This is a genomic window from Spirochaetae bacterium HGW-Spirochaetae-1, from assembly GCA_002839375.1.
Classification (GTDB): domain Bacteria; phylum Spirochaetota; class UBA4802; order UBA4802; family UBA5550; genus PGXY01.
This window is the reverse complement of sequence record PGXY01000008.1, coordinates 120,648-135,682: the sequence shown is the minus strand read 5'-3', so window position 1 is coordinate 135,682 and position 15,035 is coordinate 120,648. Positions and strand designations below refer to the sequence as shown.

Sequence of the window (15,035 nt, the reverse complement as noted above, 5' to 3'; positions counted from 1 at the left end):
TGGGCAGCTTAAAATAAAAGCGAAAGCGATACTATATTGTTCACGCCATTGTCCACATTATCAAAGGTCAGCGCATAAGACAGGGTAGTGTTGAGAAACCTGGTAGTAATCCCCGCGGCAAAGTTGGAATCGTTTACGCCCAGATACAGCGAGATATATTTAGCCAGGTCATACTGCACTCCCCCGCTGAAGGCATAGTCATCCTGCTCCAGTTTCTTGGACAGACTGATGGCAAAGGTAAGACCGGCATCGCTGATGACGGCAACCCCGAGCCTCAGCATGGGGCTGGCCAGGTCATACCTGGTTTCAATGCCTTCCTGATCCCCGGCTGGAATGAGCCCCGTGCCCAGATCATGAACGGCAAATCCCACCTTTACAAAGGGGAGCACAAAAACCTGAACACCCATATCCACACCGCCGCCGATGTAATTCACGTCGGCAATTCTTTCATAGAGCCCCTTTACCGTGGCCCCGAAATTAGCCACACCCAGGGACCGGGCATAGGACAGGTTGATCATACCGGCCGTATAATGAGTCTCTCCCAGGAGAGCCCCCGTTTCGTCACGCTCTTCAATTCCCAGGGACATGATATTATACAACCCGATACCGGCGATACCCCCCAGCATATTGAAGGCCACGCCGGAAAAAAGGGCGTTTCTCTCCACATCCAGCATGGCGCCGGAAACAGCCACATGAACCACATTATCCTGGGCCTGATCCTGTGAAAAATTCAGCAGATCGTTCTCACTTATATCGTCGGGATTGCCCTTGCGGGCCTTCTCCAGTACTTCATCGGCCGTGAGCCTGTTTTTCCCCTTGAGTTCATTCAGGCCGGCGGGATTCCAGTACAGGGCATACACATCGTCGGCGGTAACCACGCCGGTCATGCCCATGGCTACATAACGGGCGCCAACCCAGCCTCCCCGTGTAAAAGAGGCCCTGCTGCCGGCACCGGCGGCAAATACCCCTGAGGCGCTACATACAATTATCGTCACCAGGAAGAAAAGAAGAGATTTATTTATGTTAATATTTTTCATATCAGTACTTTATCAGGACCCTGATGAGTTTTTTCCCATACTCGCCAAGAGTCTCATTTTCCACGGTTACTTTGATGATATATAATCCCGGTTTTACAAGGTTGCCCCGATCATTACGACCATTCCAAATTACTGCAGCTACGGTTGGTGCACCTATTTTTTCAATTTTCCTTACTGAATCGCCGTTAATATCAAAAACCTCAACAACCATCTTTTCATAAACTTCCGCTCCTTTTGACTGATCATATTCAATAGTAATAAATTTAACACCCTGTTTGGGATTAAAAGGAACCGGGTAGGCAATTATATGAGCAGGGTCGAAGGCGAAAAGCATCGAGGGCAGAAGCATCATAACAAGGCCCATACTTACCACTGTTATTTTTAGTTTCGTCATTACCTTACCTTACCTGTTTTAAAAATGCCTCACTGTGGTAAAATTGACACAGAACATAAATAATCCATTAATATTTTTATAAATAATAAAAATATGGTCAACACATATTTACCTCACCGGGCCAATAAAGGGGCAAGAATATAAAAAAATGGCGGAAAAATCAGGGTGCGGGATTGAGATCGCCATGAGCCCGCGTCACGGCCTCATGAACCAGCACTGTCAGTCTCATATCATCCCCTTCGGCGAGGGGAGCGTTCCCGTCGATAAAAACGTGGAGCAGAAATTCTATATTCCCCGCCGGTCCCTTAATCGGCGAATGGCAGAGACCGCGGATATCTGCTCCCAGCGAGGCCAGGGAAAGAAGCACACGGATGAGAATTCTTTCATGGATATCCTCTTTTCTCACCACTCCCTTCTTGTGCTCGCCCGGCTCGGCCTCGAACTGGGGTTTCACCAGGATAATCCCCTCAATGGGGGCAAGCACGTCCTTCACAACGGGAATGACTTTCACGATGGAGATGAAGGAGAGATCGGCGGTAAAAAAATCAGGCCTCTCGTCAAAAACCCCGGGCGTGAGGGATTTCACATGGGTTCTCTCCATGACAAAAACCCTGCTGTCATGACGGAGAGAATAATCAAGCTGGCCGTATCCCACATCCACGGCAAAAACACGTCGTGCCCCGGCCTTGAGGAGACAATCGGTAAACCCGCCGGTCGAGGCGCCCAGATCTACAACGACCCGTTCCTTCACATCGATATGAAATTCCTCCAGGGCACGGGCCAGCTTCTCCCCTCCCCTGCTCACATAGAGACCGCCGGGACGCTCCACGGTGACCACGACATCGTCGTATACGGTACGGGAAGGCTCCCGCACGGTTTCACCGTTGACCCTTACCCATCCGGCCAGGATCTCCTTTTTGGCCCTTTCCCTTGACTGGGACAGCCCTGTTTCGGCCAGGTGCACATCAAGTCGGATTTTTTTTCTGTTCATTATTCAGTTGTTTTTCAGAACCGCTTCCAGGCCTTCAGAATTTTACCGGCAATGGACCGGGCGTCAAGGCCATAGAGCTTAAAGAGATCCGGAAGGGAGCCATGGGTGATAAACTCATCGGGAAATGCGGCTGGAAAGAGAAATTTGCTGCAAAGCTTCCGGTCTATGCCGCCAAGCAGATATTCGCCAAAACCGCCCGAACGGATTCCGTTCTCCATGGTGATGAAGCACCGGGTCTCGCCGATTACACGTTCGATCCCCGAAATATCCAGGGGTTTGATGGAAAGAACGTTCACAACGGAGATATCAACGCCCTCTTTCTTCAGGATATCCCGTACTTCTCCGGCCACATGCACCATATCTCCCACGGCAAAAATGGCACAGTCCTTTCCCCTGCTGAGCCTTTTTATCCGTCCCGGACGAAAATCACGGGCCGTCTCATAGGAAAATTCCCCGCAGTCCGCCTTACCCCTGGGAAAACGGATGGCCACGGGCCCCGTATCATGGGAAGCGGCGTAATGTATCATGTCCCTCAGTTCTTCTCCGTCGGAAGGGGCCAGGAAGATAAAATTGGGAATATTCTTTATGATGGCAATATCAAAAAGACCGTGATGAGTTTCTCCGTCGTCACCAACAATGCCGGCCCTGTCTATAAGAAAGCGCACGGGCAGATTCATGATGCCTATGTCATGGATGAGCTGGTCCGCGGCTCTCTGGAGAAAAGTGGAATAGATTGCCACAAAGGGCTTCATGCCCGTGCGCGCCAGGGCGCCGGCAAAGGTCACGGCATGCTGTTCTGCTATGCCCACATCAAAAAACCGTTCCGGGGCACACAGTTCAAACTCATTCAGGCCCGTTCCCAGCTTCATGGCAGCCGTGATGGCCACGATTTTCTCATCTTTGCAGGCCAGATTTGCGATGGTCTTGCCGGCAATGGCTGAATAGGTCTCTCCGCCTCCGCCTCCCGGACAGATGCCCGTGGCCCTGTCAAAGGGGCCTGTACCGTGAAACCGCGCAGGGTCCATTTCGGCCGGACGGTACCCCTTCCCCTTCTGTGTCAGGACATGGATGAGTTTCGGTCCGTAATTTATTTTCCTGACCCTCTCGAAAAGAGTGCAGAGCTCATTGATATTATGACCGTCAACGGGTCCAAAATAACGGAGGCCCAGGTCGCGAAAGAGATTGGCGGGAACCAGAAGTCCCTTGAAGCTGCTGAACATCTTATACAGAAAATCATACAGGGGCTCGCCGATACGGGGTATTTTCCTGACAAACTCCATGGTGGCCCGCCTGAATCGGTTATAGTAGGTACCGGAGATAAGGCGGGTAAGATACGTGGAAAGGGCGCCGACGTTTTTTGAAATGGAATGTTCATTGTCGTTCAGGATGATGATGATATCATTGTTCAGTTGGCCTATCTGGTTCAGAGCCTCAAAGGCCATCCCTGCCGTCATGGATCCGTCACCGATGACGGCCACGACCTTGTAATTGGCCCCCTTCATGTCCCGGCCCACGGCCTCGCCGATTGCCAGCGACAGGCTTGTGCTGCTGTGGCCCACATTATAGGGATCAAAATCCGATTCACTCATCTTCGGGAAACCGCTCAGTCCCCCGAACTTTCTTATGGTTTTAAAGGCTTCCTTCCGGCCGGTCAGAATCTTGTGCGTATAGGCCTGATGCCCCACATCCCAGATAATCTTGTCCATGGGCGTATTAAACGTATAGTGCAGGGCGATTGAAAGTTCGACTACGCCAAGCGAGGAGGAAAGATGCCCTCCCGTGTTGGAAATTGTTTCAATTATGTATTTTCTCACATCGTCTGCCAGGAGATCCAGGTCCGATCCCTTCAGCTTCCGCAGGTCTTCCACACCGTTTATCCTCTCCAGGATGCCGGCATGATTCGTGTCACTGGGCTGTCCAGGCGTGTTTTCACCGGTGATATTCTTATTATTCCTTTTATTCATGGCGCCGTACGGTACAAACCTTTCATCAAATAGTAAAAAAAACAGCTGCAAAGTAAATCACTTTAAAAATGTTCTCTTATTATGTCAAATTCTTCACTTTAATTAAAGGAAAATTATTTGACACTGTTCATTTTTATACTGTACAATAAATGTCAAATCATTTCCATAACAATTACATATTGGAATATGAGGCCATTTTCCGTCACGGTGTGGAAAATGAGGACATTAAACGGCAACTGTATACTACTTTTATGAATTATGAATTGACAATGATGTTCGCGGCGACATGCATGGATTTGGATATTCTGATCACTGCAAACATATACCTGAAATATACATGATAAATTGTAAAAAATGAAACAATACACAACTGATGCCATAATAATCGGCGGAGGCGCCACAGGAGCGGGAATAGCCAGGGACCTTTCCATGAGAGGAATAAGGTGCGTTCTCGTGGAAAAGGATGATATCGCCGCAGGCACCACGGGCAGAAACCACGGACTGTTGCATTCAGGTGCCCGGTACGCCGTAAATGACCTGGAATCGGCCCGGGAATGCATCGAAGAAAATCAGATACTGAAGACCATTGCCCGGCACTGCATCGAGGAGACGGGCGGTCTTTTTGTCACGCTTCCCGAGGATGATCCAACCTACCATACCAAACTTCTGCAGGGATGTAAATTTGCCGGCATCAAGACCGAAGAAATCACCGCGCTCCAGGCACTGGAAATTGAACCGAACCTGACGCCCTATGCCATGTCCGTTATAAAGGTTCCCGACGGAACCATCGACCCTTTCCGCCTTTCAGCCTCGAATATGCTGGATGCCCGTGAGAGGGGAGCCGTAATCCTGACCCATACGGCCGTCACAGGCGTTATTACACAGGGAGGCAGGGCCACGGGAGTCAGGTGTATGAACACACGGGGCGAACCCTGTGAAATACACGGTGAGATAATAATAAACGCCTCGGGCGTATGGGGACAGCAAATCTGCTCCATGGCCGGTATTGAACTGAAGATGTTCCCCTCCAAGGGGTCCATGCTCATCATAGACTACCGGACCAACCGCGTTGTGGTCAACCGGTGCCGCCCCCCGGCAGACGGCGATATCGTCGTTCCGGGAGACACCGTTTCGCTGATAGGGACGACTTCCAGAAAAATAGACTATTCAAAGATCGAGGAACTTACCGTCGATGACGACGAGATAAACGTGCTGCTCGAGGACGGCGAAAAACTGATTCCCAACATCAAAAAGACCAGGTCCCTCCGCGCCTACTGTGGGGTACGCCCCCTGGTGGCGCTGTCGGGAGAAATTACCGGCCGGGATATCAGCCGCGGCATTGTCCTGGTGGACCACCGGGAGCGCGACGGCATGGACGGATTTATCACCATCGCCGGCGGCAAGCTCATGACCTACCGTCTCATGGCCGAGATGGCCTCGGACCTGGTATGCAAAAAACTGTCTGTTAAGAAAAAATGTACGACCCACAAGGTTCCCCTGCCCGGTTCGGAAAAAAAGGCGCAGCATAAAAAAACCATGAAGGTCTTCACCGGCATTCCCGACTCGGTTGTAGGATCGACCCTTTACCGCCACGGCCAGAGGGTGCACGGCATACTGAAGAAGGACAGGAGAAACTACCGGCTGATCTGTGAATGCGAAATGGTTACCGAGGGTGAAGTGGCCTATGCCCTGCAGAACCTGAATGTCCAGAACATCGTAGACCTGAGAAGAAGAACACGTATCGGCATGGGACCATGCCAGGGAGAATTGTGCGCCTACCGCGCAGCAGGACTCTTTCACGAATACGGCGGCTCATCGCCCCTGGAATCGGCCAGGCTCCTGAAAGATTTCCTCGACGAACGGTGGAAGGGCATTAAACCGGTACTCTGGGGCGACGGTCTCCGCGAATCGGAGTTTACATACTGGATTTACCAGGGCCTTTTCGGTCTCGGTGACATCGATTTCACTGCCGAAGACGGGGAAAACGACAGCAATGATAACAAAGACACAGAAGAGGGAAATAAACAGCCGTGAGCTATGACTGTATTATAATCGGGGGCGGACTGGCAGGCCTCACCTGCGGCATAAAATGCGCAAAAGAAGGACTGAGAACGGTTATTCTCTCGGGAGGTATGAGCGCGCTTCATTTCTCATCGGGCTCGATCGACCTTTTCGGATACAACCAGAGGGGCAGGATCATTACCGATCCCTTCGAATTTTTGAAAGACTTCATATCGGGCGGCGGCGACCATCCCTATGTCAAAACGGGAACAAAAGTCATCCACGAGGCCATGGATTTCTTTACAGAAGAAGTCCAGCGGGAAAACCTGAATCTTTACAACAACGGCAACAACAACCATTTTCATATAACGGCCCTTGGCACGCTCAAACCCACATATTTATCACAGGCCAGCGTTTTCAGCAAAAAGATCAAGGAGGCCTTTGAGCGGAAGGGCAAGATAGCCGTACTTGAGTTTGATGGTTTCAGGGATTACTACTCAGCCCTGGGAATTGAGAACCTGAAAAAGCATCCCATGTTCAGGGACATTGAAATCATCGGCGGTAAAATAACAATGCCTCACTACCTCAGGACCGAAAAAAACCTCCACGAGTTCAGGTCCATTGACCTGGCGCGGGTATTCGAAACGGAGAAATACCTTCCCCGTCTTGCCGATGAGATAAAAAAACAGGCCGGAAACGCCGAGATCGTGGGGCTCCCGGCCTTCATCGGGATAACCAATTCAACCCACATTCACCGGAGGCTCCAGGAGATGACCGGCCTGATCATTTACGAGGTCCCCACCCTGCCGCCTTCCCTGCTGGGCATGCGCCTGGACACTGCGCTGCGCAGCCGCTTCGCCGCCCATGGCGGTGAATACTCGGCCAGCAGCAAGGTCGTATCGGGCGTCATCGATGAAAACAGGGTCAGTCATGTATTTACGGAAAACTACGGTGATACAAAATATCGGGCACGGACATATCTTCTTTCCACGGGCAGCTTTTTCAGCGGCGGCCTGAGGAGCGGTTTCAACCATATGGAGGAGCCGGTCTTCCGCCTGAAATTCTCAAAGCCCGAAGCACGGAATAAATGGTACTCGAAAGATTTCTTTGATAAAAAGGGCCACCGCTTTCTTGAATACGGTGTGGAGACAAATAAATCACTGAACCCCCTTGACGAAAACGGGAAAACGGTTAAGAACCTCTTCTGCGCCGGGGCTCTCCTGGCGGGATATAATCCCATCAGGGAGGGTTCGGGCGGCGGCGTGGCCATATCAACGGGATACCAGGCAGCGCTGAAAATAATCAAAGAATGCAGGAGCTAGCGGCCTGTCGGGCCGCGGCAGACGAGCAGAACAGGATTTACGGACAATGATAAAACTTGAGAATATAAGCTTCGACCACTGCATTAAATGCACGGTCTGCACCGTCTACTGTCCCGTGGCAAAAGCCACACATCTCTTCCCGGGCCCCAAGCAGTCAGGTCCCGACGCGGAACGCCTGCGGATCAAGAACCCTGCCCTGGTTGATTCCTCACTGAAATACTGCACCAACTGCAAACGCTGCGAAACCGCCTGCCCCTCGGATGTGAAAATAGCCGATATAATCCAGGAGGCAAAATGGAATTACGGAAAACACCATTTTAATCTCAGAAACTTTCTGCTGAGCCGCATGGACCTCATGGGTAAATTTCTGTCGCCCTTCAGCGTTATCGTGAATTACTTCATGAGCCTGACACTGGTAAAGTTCGTCATGGATAAAATCCTGGGCATCGCCTCGGGACGAACCTTCCCCCGCTTCCAGAGCAGCTCCTTCAGAAAATGGTTCGAAAAGGAAGCGCCGGAACAGAGCCTCTACCCCGAACAGGTCGTATACTTTCACGGCTGCAGCGTCAACAACATGGACCATGACCTGGGAAAAGACCTCATCCGCGTTCTCAATGCCATGAACATCGGTGTAAACGTCCCCCGGCAGAAATGCTGCGGTGTACCGGCCATCGCCAACGGCGATGTAAAACGGGCCAGGAAAAATGCACAGTTTAACATCAATTCCCTGGGTGCGGCCATTTCCGTACGCAACCAGAAAATAATTCAGACCTGTTCCAGCGGAACCTACGCCCTGAAATATGAGTACAGGAATTTCCTTAAAATGAACAATGATGCCATTTACGACAACATTGAATATATCACAAAATTTCTAAGCAGCAGGTTCGAACAGGGACATATACCGCGGATGAACCCGGTGCATGTACGCGCCGCCTATCACTCACCCTGCCACCTGGAACGAACGGGCGGTGTCCTCTATACCATTGATGTGCTGAAACGCATTCCCGGTCTTGACCTGGTCATCCTCAATTCGGAGTGCTGCGGCCTTTCGGGCACCTACGGATTTAAAAGTGAATATTTCAGGATATCGAAGGATGTCGGCTCGGACCTCTTCAGGAGGATAGACCATGCCAATCCGGAGATAGTGGTCACCGACTGCGTTACCTGCAAGTGGCAGATTGAGAACTTCACACCGTACCGGGTAGTACATCCCCTGACGCTTCTGGCCCAGGCCCTGGCCTGACGATAAAAACCTTGCCGACACACAGGAGGACGCCTTCCATGATACTGAGAATAGATCACGTAGCCATTGCCGTCAGGGACTATGAAAAGGCTCTCCGCTTCTTCACAGAAATACTGGGCGCTATCCCCGGGTCCCATGCCGATGACCGTGGCATGAAATATCTCTGGCAGAACTTCGCCCTGGGAGACCTGAGCAGGCTGGAACTGCTGACGCCCACGGGCGAAGGAAGCTTTCTTGACAACTTCCTGGAAGACCGGCAGGGGGGGGTTCATCATATCACCATGCAGGTGCGGGATATTGATGAGGCGAAGAAAATACTGGAAATAAACAACATTCCCTACTTCGGTTATAATGCCTATGGAACGGCGTGGAAGGAACTCTTCATACATCCCCGGGACGCCTTCGGAGTTCTCATACAGATGGCGCAGTTCAATCCCGATGACTGGCTGGCCGAATCGGTATGCCTCGGGAGCGGAAAAAAATTCACGGTAACACGCGGAGATGAAGGATGCAGGCTTACCCTGGCCCATGAGGGAGGAGGAACCGCCGGCATCGATCTTAGCAGGAAGGAGATATCAGAACTGATGGAAGCCCTGGGCAGGGCCCTGGACTGATCAGTACTTCTTCCTTTCCTTGTTGTGATTCAGCCTGTTCATGATATAGAGGGCGGCATAGGCCCCGATAAATCCGGCGATTACATTGACTCCCGCACCGCGGGAAAAAAACTCCAGAAGCTGCACCATAATATCATAGAAGAGATAATCCAGAAGAAAACCTCCCACCAGCGCCCCGATAACACCCACCACTAAACCGCCTATATAGCCGCCAAAGAGGTCTCGTTTCCTGACATTATAAAAAATAAACGCTACAGCGGCTCCAATGGCCAGAATAATTGCAATGGCCTTCATCATGAGTAAAAAACTTCTTATTTCCGGTGACATCGTAACCTCTCTCTATTGTGTAAATATTGTGTTGAAAACTACTTCTGATCTTTGACCCCGGCGAACACAATCTCACCGGTGAAAAACTTTATTTCGCCACCCCTGTGAGGGGTCGATGAATCACCTGCCCGGCAATTCATTTAAAAATACTTCGCTGCGCAGAACAATGGATTCAAGCCCCCTTCGGGGGCGGCGAAAGCGCGTAATGGACTCTTGATGTCCTTTATCCGCCGGGGGCCATACCCGCGAGTACGCCTCCCTCTTTTATTCCCGTATCCATTCATGACAGAAAAAAGAGCTCACCCTTGCCTTTTCTCAGGACCACGGGATATCCGCTGGTCATATCCACTACCGTCGACGGGTCCGACACCTTCGGTCCCGCGTCTATAACCAGGTCAACTTCATTGCGGTAAACCTTTTCCAGGTCACGGGGATCGACGATATACTCCCCGGTCCCGGTGCTCACACTCGTGGACAAAACCGGTCTCCCCAGGGTACGGACCAGTTCAAGGGCAATATTATTATCAGGCATCCTTACGCCAATCGTTTTTTGTTCCGTTGTCACAATTCTCGGCACCAGTTTCGAAGCATGGAAAATGAAAGTATAGGGCCCCGGGAAGGCCTTCTTCATTATTTTGAATGCATCATTTGAAATATTGCGCACATACTCGTTAATACTGGATATATCGGGAAAAATAAAGCTCAGGGGTTTTTTCTTTGGAATTTTTTTTATGTGATAAATCTTTTCAATGGCATGCTTGCTCTTGATATCACAGCCATAGGCATAAACCGTGTCCGTGGGGTAGATAATTACCCCGCCCTCTTCAAGGATTTCACAGGCCTTTTCTATGAGCCTCCCCTGAGGATTTACTTCATGAATCACGAATATCATATTTACTGATCCTGTCTGTGCCGTCAAATTGATCACAATTCAATCACCGGTTTTGGTATTTTCCCGCATCCAAATCAAATCGGCTCTTCTCACTACTATTATCGTTACCGGCCCGATAAAAAATTACTACTTCAGGGTTCGTCTTTATAATTTCTTTTCCTTATCTATCGCAGCCGGAACAGCCTTTATCCCGGAATGGAGAAATATTTTATGTTCTTCAAATAAAAAAAGCTTTTGCAGGGGTGCGTCCTGCAAAAGCCTTTAACCTGGTAAATATAATTAGGAGTGTAAATAATTATTAATCGTTACTATAATCGGTCAAAAGTGGATTCCCATTAATATATTTTATTCATTTATTAAAAAAAATCATGATCATGTAATTTTTTTATAATCCTGTGTTAAAATATGATATTTTCAATATGGGGGTTAATTATTGTCTGGACAGATTTTAAAAGGGTGTATTAGACTTGTTGTATTACAATATACTTTCAGTTCCGATTGCAGCGAAACATGCTGCAGCAAATCATAGAGCATCAGAGGTAATACAGGGATGAACAGACTTTTTTTTATCTTAGCAGCATTGATTCTCGTATCCTGTGCAGGAACACCAAAAATTAATTTTGATCAGACGAGCCATGATTTCGGCATAGTTGAGCCCGAAAGCGAACTGGTCCATGTCTTTGGATTTTCCAACACGGGAGAGGCAACCCTGATAGTACAGAAAGTCAGGGCCGGTTGAGGCTGCACCGGCACTCTCCTTTCCGAGAGTGTAATCCCTGCCGGCGGCAGGGGGGAAATCGAGATTACGCTAAAAACAGGCCACGGCGATAACATGTTGCATAAAAGTATTTATGTCTACTGCAATGACCCGTCCAGGAATATAGTGGTACTGACCGTTACAGCCGCTGTTCATGACGGAAATCCGGAGAAAAATCCCGGGGATGCCCGGCGTAGCAGAAAGGAGAGCCTCCCTGAATCGGAGGACCTCATGCTTGATTTACTGGGCGTGAAGCCCTGAGTCCCGGCAATGGCGGGGATGGATTAATCTATGCTGTTGGACCGAGCAACATTAATAACAAGCCCCGGCTCACCCCTTCCCCTGGGTGCCGATACCGTTTCGAACGGCGTTCAGTTCTCAATTTTCAGCAGGAATGCCACGTCAGTAACACTGGTCCTCTTCTCCGGCAAGGAGCATAAAGCGCCGTATATAGAAATCGAACTTGATCCGTTCCTGAACAAGACCGGCGATATATGGCATATCTGGATAGAAGGATTGCGGGAAGGACAACAGTACGGATACCGGATCGACGGGCCCCATGATCCCCTCCGGGGACACCGGTTTAACAAAAACAAGCTGCTCCTGGACCCCTACGCCCGGGCCGTCACCGATAATTTCATCTGGGACCTGACTAAGGCACGGGGATGCGATATCAACACGGAGAATCCGGAGTTGTCTATCTCCGACGAGGACAGTGTATATTATGTGCCCCGGAGCATCGTCATCGATAACAAGAACATCATCGAGGACCGTCAGCTCATCACGCCGCCCCACGATACGATCATATACGAGATGCATGTCCGGGGCTTCACCGTTCATTCATCGTCGGATACGGAATATCCCGGCACATACAAGGGCATAACGGAAAAAATTCCCTACCTCAAAGAACTGGGCGTCACTGCCGTTGAACTTCTTCCCGTGCAGGAGTTCGACGGGTTCGAGAACATCAATGTAAATCCCGAGACAGGGGAACGGCTGAGGAACTACTGGGGATACAGCACCATGGCCTTTTTTGCGCCCAAGGCGGCCTACTCCTCGACAGAGGCCATGGGCCTGCAGATCGTGGAATTCAAGGAGATGGTAAAGGCACTGCACGATGCCGGAATCGAAGTCATACTCGACGTGGTCTTCAACCACACGGCCGAAGGGGACCACCGGGGACCCACCATATCATTCAGGGGTATCGACAACAGCATCTATTACATGCTCGATGACGAAAAGCAGCTTTACAGGAACTACTCCGGCTGCGGCAATACCTTCAACTGCAACCACCCCCTGGTAAGGAACTTCATCCTGGACTGCCTGCGGTACTGGGCCGTGGAGATGAACATCGACGGGTTCCGCTTTGACCTGGCCTCCATACTGGGGCGAGACCAGGCCGGAAATATCCTGAGCAATCCCCCTCTTATTGAACACATTGAGGAGGACCCCATTCTGCGGAATACCAAGATCATCGCCGAGGCCTGGGACGCCGCCGGTGCCTACCAGGTCGGCGACTTTCCCGGCCGCTGGCAGGAGTGGAACGGCCGGTACCGCGACGACGTGCGCCGTTTCTGGCGCGGCGATCCCAACTGCGTCGGGGCCTTCGCCACGAGGCTCTGCGGGAGCTCGGATCTCTACGAAAAATCCGAAAAGGGGCCCTGCCGCAGCATCAACTTCATCACCTGCCATGACGGCTTCACCCTGAACGACCTGGTGAGCTACCGCGAAAAGCACAATGAGGCCAATGGAGAAGAAAACCGCGACGGAGAAAATTACAACCTGAGCGACAATTTTGGTGTGGAAGGCCCCTCTTCGGACCCCGACGTGGAGGAACTGCGCCTGCGGCAGATAAAGAACTTCCTGGCCACGCTCTTTCTCTCCCAGGGCATCCCCATGCTCCTGGCCGGCGACGAGTTCCGCAGAACCCAGCAGGGGAACAACAATACCTACTGCCAGGACAATGAGCTCTCATGGATAGACTGGAGTTTCCGCGACAAAAACGACGAGGTATTCCGCTTTACCCGGGAAATAATGCGATTCAGGAAGGAACACCCGTTGCTGCGCAAACGCGAATTTTTTTCCGGCAACGCCCACGACGGATTTTCCGTCCCGGACATCACCTGGCACGGCGTAAAATCCAATGAGCCCGACTGGACCGAGGAGAGCCGGACCATAGCCGCGCTCCTCTGCGGCAAGTACGCCAAGACCGAATACGGGGCCTGCGATGCGGACCTGTATCTTATATTCAACGCCTCGGATGAAAGCCAATTCTACGAGATTCCCCCTGCCCCGTCGGGCGCACCATGGAAGATTGCCATGGATACATCGCTTTCCGCGCCCCATGATATTGCCGGGGCCGGCAGGGAAGAGCCCCTGACGGAGAACCGGTATTATGTGAAGAAGTTATCCACGGTGGTGCTGGTGAGTGGCACTTAAAGGGGAAATAACATGCACGTAGTAGAGAACGGTTTGAAACCGTTCTCTACTACGTGCATGTTATTATTTTTATTCGGATTGATATTTGCCGCCCGTCTCTTTAACAACTGAAACGGCATCGCGTTGATAAAAAAGTTTGCCCACCCTCTCTATATGATCAAGAAGGTCTGCATTATCAATATTCTTTTTCAGAGATACATCGATTTTATACGGTAAGAGTAAATCATCCAGCATGGTTTCAAGGTTGAGCAGATCCGTAAATGTCATATCTGCACCGATAATAGCCAGATCAATATCCGAACCGTTTTTAAAGTTGCCCTTCGCCCGTGAGCCGTATAAAATTACCTGTTCGATGGCGGGATACGGGATAAAACATCGGCAGATAGCGTCGATATGTTCCTGCTTCAGGCCATACTTTTTCATGTTGGCATAGTTCCCATTTTAGTTTTAAACATATTGAACAGGTCATAGTACTCATGAATAATTTTTTCCGCTATTGCATCGGCCGTTTCCTGGCTATACGTGTGTGAAGACTTATTGCGACTTTGCAACATATCCATCCAGCCTTCACCATTTTCAACAAGCCCCTTATTAAAAGCCTCCCTTGTGGCATCTCTGGAACCCGTAATGGAACTATCCCCTTGATATTCAAAATAGTCCTTTATAACTTTCCATGCCAATTCATGGGTGAACTCAAATCTTTGTATCAACCCCTGCTTTTCAAGATCAGTCAGTGGTCGTTCCTTATTCAGGATCACCGCCTCTTCCAGCAATAAAAATGCCTTTTCGAAGTTACGAAAACGTTGTTGCCATCTAATATCCGGATCTTTCATGTGTTTTGCTCCACGCTTTTCAGTCCTTCCCATTTCAACAAATCAATTTCTGAAAAATTTTCGCGCCCGCTGTTATTTATAACACGGGTATCACCGTAAAAAGTCAATCACTATAGAGCAGTACCCATGAAAAATAGCCCCTGACTCCGGCACCCGGTAAAACAACCTCCCTGATAGTAAATACGATGCTCACATTCAATTATTAAAAATAATTCCTGCAG

16 protein-coding genes are annotated in these 15,035 nt (G+C 50.2%); 8 read left to right on the top strand and 8 right to left on the bottom strand.

Annotated features, from left to right (window positions below; all coding sequences use genetic code 11):
* Window positions 1–8: 8 nt before the first annotated feature.
* The 4 genes from CVV44_16695 to dxs form a co-directional block, all read right to left on the bottom strand.
* On the bottom strand, window positions 9–1,037 hold the full coding sequence (locus CVV44_16695; protein PKL37271.1) for a hypothetical protein: 1,029 nt from the start codon (window positions 1,035–1,037) through the stop codon (window positions 9–11).
* A 1-nt stretch (window position 1,038) separates the two neighbouring features.
* Window positions 1,039–1,431, bottom strand: coding sequence for a hypothetical protein (locus CVV44_16690; GenBank protein PKL37270.1), 393 nt, complete (start codon window positions 1,429–1,431; stop codon window positions 1,039–1,041).
* Window positions 1,432–1,591: 160 nt separating this feature from the next.
* On the bottom strand, window positions 1,592–2,422 hold the full coding sequence (locus CVV44_16685; protein ID PKL37269.1) for a TlyA family rRNA (cytidine-2'-O)-methyltransferase: 831 nt from the start codon (window positions 2,420–2,422) through the stop codon (window positions 1,592–1,594).
* A 14-nt stretch (window positions 2,423–2,436) separates the two neighbouring features.
* A complete protein-coding gene (gene dxs, locus CVV44_16680; protein ID PKL37374.1) occupies window positions 2,437–4,311 on the bottom strand; it encodes a 1-deoxy-D-xylulose-5-phosphate synthase in 1,875 nt (624 codons plus the stop codon).
* A 224-nt stretch (window positions 4,312–4,535) separates the two neighbouring features.
* Between dxs and CVV44_16675 the strand changes: the two genes are divergently transcribed.
* The 5 genes from CVV44_16675 to CVV44_16655 are packed head-to-tail and all read left to right on the top strand — an operon-like array spanning window position 4,536 to window position 9,566.
* Window positions 4,536–4,727: a hypothetical protein gene (locus tag CVV44_16675; protein PKL37268.1), complete on the top strand. Its 192-nt coding sequence runs from the start codon at window positions 4,536–4,538 to the stop codon at window positions 4,725–4,727.
* A 13-nt stretch (window positions 4,728–4,740) separates the two neighbouring features.
* Window positions 4,741–6,420, top strand: coding sequence for an anaerobic glycerol-3-phosphate dehydrogenase subunit A (locus CVV44_16670; protein ID PKL37267.1), 1,680 nt, complete (start codon window positions 4,741–4,743; stop codon window positions 6,418–6,420).
* Window positions 6,417–7,709, top strand: a complete 1,293-nt coding sequence (locus CVV44_16665) for a hypothetical protein (protein PKL37266.1) — start codon at window positions 6,417–6,419, stop codon at window positions 7,707–7,709. The genes CVV44_16670 and CVV44_16665 overlap by 4 nt, the downstream gene beginning before the upstream one ends.
* A gap of 46 nt (window positions 7,710–7,755) precedes the next feature.
* Entirely contained in the window at window positions 7,756–8,952 is a 1,197-nt protein-coding gene (gene glpC, locus CVV44_16660; GenBank protein PKL37265.1) for an anaerobic glycerol-3-phosphate dehydrogenase subunit C, read from the top strand.
* Window positions 8,953–8,990: 38 nt separating this feature from the next.
* Window positions 8,991–9,566 carry a hypothetical protein gene (locus CVV44_16655; GenBank protein ID PKL37264.1) on the top strand — a complete coding sequence of 192 codons (576 nt, stop codon included), beginning with the start codon at window positions 8,991–8,993 and terminating at the stop codon, window positions 9,564–9,566.
* Here CVV44_16655 and CVV44_16650 read toward each other — a convergent pair whose 3' ends face one another.
* Together CVV44_16650 and CVV44_16645 are read right to left on the bottom strand one after the other, a co-directional pair.
* Window positions 9,567–9,863 (bottom strand): hypothetical protein, encoded by a 297-nt coding sequence (locus tag CVV44_16650; GenBank protein PKL37263.1) that lies wholly within the window; start codon window positions 9,861–9,863, stop codon window positions 9,567–9,569.
* A gap of 310 nt (window positions 9,864–10,173) precedes the next feature.
* A complete protein-coding gene (locus CVV44_16645) occupies window positions 10,174–10,785 on the bottom strand; it encodes a threonylcarbamoyl-AMP synthase (GenBank protein PKL37262.1) in 612 nt (203 codons plus the stop codon).
* Between the two features lie 550 nt (window positions 10,786–11,335).
* Between CVV44_16645 and CVV44_16640 the strand changes: the two genes are divergently transcribed.
* From CVV44_16640 to glgX, 3 genes are all read left to right on the top strand, one after another.
* Window positions 11,336–11,524 carry a hypothetical protein gene (locus tag CVV44_16640; GenBank protein PKL37261.1) on the top strand — a complete coding sequence of 63 codons (189 nt, stop codon included), beginning with the start codon at window positions 11,336–11,338 and terminating at the stop codon, window positions 11,522–11,524.
* A gap of 93 nt (window positions 11,525–11,617) precedes the next feature.
* On the top strand, window positions 11,618–11,803 hold the full coding sequence (locus CVV44_16635) for a hypothetical protein (GenBank protein PKL37260.1): 186 nt from the start codon (window positions 11,618–11,620) through the stop codon (window positions 11,801–11,803).
* Between the two features lie 30 nt (window positions 11,804–11,833).
* A complete protein-coding gene (glgX, locus tag CVV44_16630) occupies window positions 11,834–13,981 on the top strand; it encodes a glycogen debranching enzyme GlgX (protein PKL37259.1) in 2,148 nt (715 codons plus the stop codon).
* 69 nt (window positions 13,982–14,050) lie between these two features.
* Here the strand turns inward: glgX and CVV44_16625 are convergent, their stop codons facing one another.
* A complete protein-coding gene (locus CVV44_16625) occupies window positions 14,051–14,404 on the bottom strand; it encodes a hypothetical protein (GenBank protein PKL37258.1) in 354 nt (117 codons plus the stop codon).
* Window positions 14,401–14,814, bottom strand: coding sequence for a nucleotidyltransferase (locus tag CVV44_16620; GenBank protein PKL37257.1), 414 nt, complete (start codon window positions 14,812–14,814; stop codon window positions 14,401–14,403). The genes CVV44_16625 and CVV44_16620 overlap by 4 nt, the downstream gene beginning before the upstream one ends.
* Window positions 14,815–15,035 lie beyond the last annotated feature (221 nt).

Bases quoted from the DNA above. Each gene is read 5' to 3' on its own strand.
- CVV44_16695 (PKL37271.1), bottom strand. From the start codon at position 1,037: ATGAAAAATATTAACATAAATAAATCTCTTCTTTTCTTCCTGGTGACG.
- CVV44_16690 (PKL37270.1), bottom strand. From the start codon at position 1,431: ATGACGAAACTAAAAATAACAGTGGTAAGTATGGGCCTTGTTATGATG.
- CVV44_16685 (PKL37269.1), bottom strand. From the start codon at position 2,422: ATGAACAGAAAAAAAATCCGACTTGATGTGCACCTGGCCGAAACAGGG.
- CVV44_16675 (PKL37268.1), top strand. From the start codon at position 4,536: ATGTCAAATCATTTCCATAACAATTACATATTGGAATATGAGGCCATT.
- CVV44_16670 (PKL37267.1), top strand. From the start codon at position 4,741: ATGAAACAATACACAACTGATGCCATAATAATCGGCGGAGGCGCCACA.
- glpC (PKL37265.1), top strand. From the start codon at position 7,756: ATGATAAAACTTGAGAATATAAGCTTCGACCACTGCATTAAATGCACG.
- CVV44_16655 (PKL37264.1), top strand. From the start codon at position 8,991: ATGATACTGAGAATAGATCACGTAGCCATTGCCGTCAGGGACTATGAA.
- CVV44_16650 (PKL37263.1), bottom strand. From the start codon at position 9,863: ATGATGAAGGCCATTGCAATTATTCTGGCCATTGGAGCCGCTGTAGCG.
- CVV44_16645 (PKL37262.1), bottom strand. From the start codon at position 10,785: ATGATATTCGTGATTCATGAAGTAAATCCTCAGGGGAGGCTCATAGAA.
- CVV44_16640 (PKL37261.1), top strand. From the start codon at position 11,336: ATGAACAGACTTTTTTTTATCTTAGCAGCATTGATTCTCGTATCCTGT.
- CVV44_16635 (PKL37260.1), top strand. From the start codon at position 11,618: ATGTTGCATAAAAGTATTTATGTCTACTGCAATGACCCGTCCAGGAAT.
- glgX (PKL37259.1), top strand. From the start codon at position 11,834: ATGCTGTTGGACCGAGCAACATTAATAACAAGCCCCGGCTCACCCCTT.
- CVV44_16625 (PKL37258.1), bottom strand. From the start codon at position 14,404: ATGAAAAAGTATGGCCTGAAGCAGGAACATATCGACGCTATCTGCCGA.
- CVV44_16620 (PKL37257.1), bottom strand. From the start codon at position 14,814: ATGAAAGATCCGGATATTAGATGGCAACAACGTTTTCGTAACTTCGAA.